Genomic DNA, 4,122 nt, shown 5'->3' with positions numbered 1-4,122 from the left:
GCTGCAGGCCGCGGGGCGCCCTGCAGCTGGCCGCGGCGCTGCTGGCCGTCGCGCTCGCCGCGGCCGAGACGACGGCGGCCGCGCGGCTCGTCGCCCGCCAAGCGGAGGAGAAGCCGGCCGTCTACCAGCTGGCCGACTACCTGCGCGCGAAGGCGCCGGAGCACGCGATCGTCTACACGTGGGAAGAGGAGCGGGTGCTGAACTATTTGGACGTTCCGGCGGAAGCCCGGCCTATTTTCACCTATGCGTACTTCGTCGCCGAGACCGAGGCCGATCCGAACGCGCGGATTCTGCTGACGGACAGCGTGCTGCGGGGGTTCCGCGCCCAAGCGGACATTCCCGATTCCCGGGTGAAGAAGCTGGCGACGTTCCGCTCCGACTCCCGTCTCGATCCCGTCTACGGAACCCTGACTCTGTATGAATGGGTCCGTTGACGGGCGGCAGGGCAGAAGCTCCTATTGACACCTCAATTGAAAATGATTATCATTTGTTCGACATCGATTTGAACCGACCGAATGAAGACCTTCCCGAATCGAAAGGTGCCAATCTATGATCCATACGACATCGAGGCTGCTCGTCGTCCTGTGCGCGCTGTTCTGGCTCGCGCCGGCGTCGGCGGGAGCTTATTCCTACGGCAACGCGAACACCGAGGACATCGCCGTGGCCTTCAACGATATCAACGCGAAGCTGAGCGCCGGGACGCCCGATTGGGCCGGCGCCCAAGCCGCCTACGACGAGAGAAAGGCCGAGATGGGCTCGCACTTCGGGGAGCAGGTTCCGAAGGAGCTGGACGCCGCCTTCGCGGCCAAGGACAAAGACCGGGTTCTCGCCGACATGAAGGGCGTGCTCGTCCTCAACATCGAGCGCCGCTTCAAGTACGCGAAGGAGGGCTTCTCCGACTACAACCAGGCGAAGCTGCTGCTCGCCAAGGCGCGGGCGACCTTCGAGGCGCTGAGGCCCCACATGGCCGGCAAGCTGAGCGACGAAGAGCTGAAGAAGATCGACGGCCAGTTCGACACGGCTCTGACCGCCCTCGGCAACCCCGGGCTGTTCGGCGTCGGCAAGCAGGAGTCCGATCCGAAGCTGTTCGAAGCGACGCTTCAGGAGATCGACGATAAGATCCGGCCGCTGTTCCCGTTCGAGGGAGGGACGATTACGGACGACGCGGGCGAGGAAGCGGGCGCCGCGTCGTCTTCGCCGAGCGCGGGCCACGCCCCGATGGAAGAGGCGGACAAGACGAATCCGGCGGTGACGATCGGCGTGCTGGCCGGCGTCGTGATCGTCGGAGGAGCGATCGCCTGGCGGCTGAGACGGCGGAAGTAGCGGCCGGGCAGAGGCAAATGGGGCAAGGACAGGGTCTAGGCAGGGCAGGGCGACTACGTTATCCGGGAGTGAGTTGTTGTTATGAACATGCAAGCCTTCCTCATCACTTTCCGCGAAGCGATGGAAGCGATTCTGATCGTCGGCGTCATTCTGACGTACATCCGGAAGATCGGCGAGACCCGCTGGAACAAGTGGGTATGGACGGGAGTCGGGCTGGCGATCGCGGCCAGCTACGGGGTCGCCCTTCTTTTCCAAGTCGCCTTGTCCGGCTACGAGAGCATGTCGAATCAGAATTACCTTCGCATCGGCATCATGCTGATCTCGACGGGGCTGCTGACGCACATGATCCTGTTCATGGGCAAGCAGAACCGCGCGTACCAGCAGAGCGTGGAGAGCAAGGTGGCGACGATTCTGACCGCGGGCGGCGTGCTGAACATGATCGTCCACTCCTTCCTCGTGACGCTTCGCGAAGGCGTGGAGACGGTGTTCTTCTTCGCGGCGATCGGCGGCGGGGACATCCAGTCGGCTCTCGCCAGCTGGGGCGCGCTGCTCGGCGTCGTCTGCGCGGGCGTGCTCGGCTTCGTTATGTTCAAGGGCGCGAAGCGCGTTCCGATCGGCAAGTTCTTCAAGGCGACGAGCGTGTTCCTGATGCTCATCTCGGCGGGGCTGCTCGTGCAGGCGGTCGGCATGCTGCAGGACCTCGGCATCCTCGGCTCGGTGTATCGGACGGCCGGCGGGCAGATCGGGGAAGTGTACAACATCGTCGCGTTCATGCCGGAGCATCCGAACGACGAGATGCATTACATCCGCGACACGGGGCATCATCCTCTTATCAACGGGCAAGTCGGGGTGTTTTTCAAGGCGTTCCTCGGCTACTCGCACAATCCTTCCGTGGAGGAAGTCGTCGCGTACTGGGGCTATCTGTTCCTGCTGTTCATCGGCTTGTCCAGGCGGAACCAGGGCGGCGCGGTCCGGACGGACAGGGCGGCGGATTCCGGCGCGGCAGCGGAAGGGGCCCGCGTTGCCGGAGGCGGCCCGGGACAGCGTCAAGGCGCTTGACGGCGCGCATTAGCCCGGATCGAAGAGCCGGCCGAAGGAAGATCGGTTAGCCTGACCGATATGAACCGGAACGTGCCGAACTTAACGCTCGTATGCGAAGCGCATAGCGGGCGTTTTTATTTTTACGCAGGGCGGGTCGAATGCGCTATTCGGTTATTCGGCGATTGTAGCGGGTTCCGCCCCCTATCTCGGCACCCAAAGCTCCCGCTCAGCGCGATCGATAAGAAGAGGAATTTCCGGGAACCGAAGCCAGGATGCGAGTTAGGCGATCGTGGGTGAGGGTTCAAGCGAATGCGGCGGCGGATGGTTTGCGTTCGGGCTTCTCGGGTACATTATTTGGGAACCAAGATACCGGGAGGTATGCGACATGAACAAGAAAATCGTGGACAAGCTGAACGTTCATCTGGCCGACTGGAACATTCTCTATACGAAGCTGCACCATTACCACTGGTACGTGACGGGCCCTCACTTCCCGACGCTGCACGCCAAGTTCGAGGAGCTGTACGAGTTCGCAGCGGACGCTCTCGACGAGCTGGCCGAGCGGATTCTGGCCGTCGGCGGCAAGCCGATCTCTTCGCTCAAGCAGTATCTCGACCAGACGCTGCTGACGGAAGCGGGCAAGGAATCGACCGACGAGGAGATGCTCGAAGCGGTGATCGAGGACTTCCGCAAGGTGTCGGAGGGACTCAAGAAGACGTCCGAAGAAGCCGACGAGGCGGGCGATTCGGTGACGGCGGATTTCCTCAACGGCCACGTCGAGAAGCTTCAGAAGCAGATCTGGATGCTGACGGCGACCGCGAAGGGGCTTCCGGTCAAGGCTTAATCGCGTCCTCGGTCCGAGGGAGATCCGGGAATACCACCTATTAGATTTCTAATGGGTGGTATTTTTCTGTTTTTAGGTCGGAAAACCGTACATTTTTCAACAAGAGTCATCCAAATTCAGGTATACTGTTTGATAGTTAAATCGCCTTTTTTCGACAGAAGATGGAAGCGGTCGAGCCAGCTGGCGGCCATTCGGTCGAGCTGGGTTCGGGCGGTCGGGGCGCGGCAGACGGGGAGTCGGTTCCGCTGAGGCGGCAGACCCGGAGCGCTCTATGTTTGAACCCTCCGAGTTTATTCTCTCCATTTTATAGATACGGAATGAAAGCTATCATACGAAGGAGCGGATACGACATGAAGAATTGGAGAAAAGCGGGCATCGCGAGCCTGGGCGCAGTGCTGCTGGCGGCGGGGACGGGCGCTTCGGCGTATGCCGCCGCGGCGGACTACGGCTGGACGGGCTCGTCCAGGCTGTACGAGGTTCGCACCTGGGCGGGCCAGAACCAGTGGGGCTCCGCCGACGGAGCGGCGCGGCAGGCGACGCTGTTCCGGCCGAGCTCGGTCGCGCTGCTCCCGGACGGCCGGCTGCTCGTGGCCGACAAGGGCAACCACCTGCTGCGGGCGCTGACCGCGGAGCAGGCTTCGACCTACGGCGGCCTCGCCTTGGGCGAAGACGAATCGGGGCTGCCGGTCGGCGCCTTCCATGACGGCAAGCTGGACAAGGCGTTCTTCAACGAGCCGTCCGGGCTGGCCGTCGACGCGAGCGGCAACGTGTACCTAGCCGACGCGGGCAACAACGCCGTCCGCCGCGTATCGCCGGACGGGACGGTGACGACGCTCGCCGGCAACGGCCTCATCGGCCTCGCCGACGGCAAGGGGGCGGACGCGCGGTTCTACGCGCCGTCCGACGTGGCGGTCGAC

4 protein-coding genes and 1 pseudogene are annotated in these 4,122 nt (G+C 63.1%); all 5 read left to right on the top strand.

Annotation, left to right across the window (positions count from 1 at the left end; all coding sequences use genetic code 11):
• Window positions 1-434, top strand: a pseudogene (locus tag H7B90_RS09920) (nucleoporin-interacting protein); the annotation flags it as partial.
• A 115-nt stretch (window positions 435-549) separates the two neighbouring features.
• Window positions 550-1,323, top strand: a complete 774-nt coding sequence (locus H7B90_RS09915) for a hypothetical protein (protein ID WP_185135711.1) — start codon at window positions 550-552, stop codon at window positions 1,321-1,323.
• 81 nt (window positions 1,324-1,404) lie between these two features.
• On the top strand, window positions 1,405-2,382 hold the full coding sequence (locus tag H7B90_RS09910) for an FTR1 family iron permease (RefSeq protein WP_185135710.1): 978 nt from the start codon (window positions 1,405-1,407) through the stop codon (window positions 2,380-2,382).
• A gap of 367 nt (window positions 2,383-2,749) precedes the next feature.
• Window positions 2,750-3,205 carry a Dps family protein gene (locus tag H7B90_RS09905; RefSeq protein ID WP_185135709.1) on the top strand — a complete coding sequence of 152 codons (456 nt, stop codon included), beginning with the start codon at window positions 2,750-2,752 and terminating at the stop codon, window positions 3,203-3,205.
• A 350-nt stretch (window positions 3,206-3,555) separates the two neighbouring features.
• Window positions 3,556-4,122: NHL repeat-containing protein (locus H7B90_RS09900; RefSeq protein WP_512699112.1), on the top strand; the 567-nt coding region annotated here is incomplete at its 3' end.

The sequence above is a fragment of the Cohnella xylanilytica genome, from assembly GCF_014212175.1.
GTDB lineage: Bacteria > Bacillota > Bacilli > Paenibacillales > Paenibacillaceae > Cohnella > Cohnella xylanilytica.
The sequence above is the reverse complement of the archived record's forward strand: the minus strand, read 5'-3'. Positions and strand labels throughout refer to the sequence as shown.

Excerpts from the sequence above, each read along its gene's own strand:
- H7B90_RS09905 (WP_185135709.1), top strand. The coding sequence starts at position 2,750 with ATGAACAAGAAAATCGTGGACAAGCTGAACGTTCATCTGGCCGACTGG.
- H7B90_RS09910 (WP_185135710.1), top strand. The coding sequence starts at position 1,405 with ATGAACATGCAAGCCTTCCTCATCACTTTCCGCGAAGCGATGGAAGCG.
- H7B90_RS09915 (WP_185135711.1), top strand. The coding sequence starts at position 550 with ATGATCCATACGACATCGAGGCTGCTCGTCGTCCTGTGCGCGCTGTTC.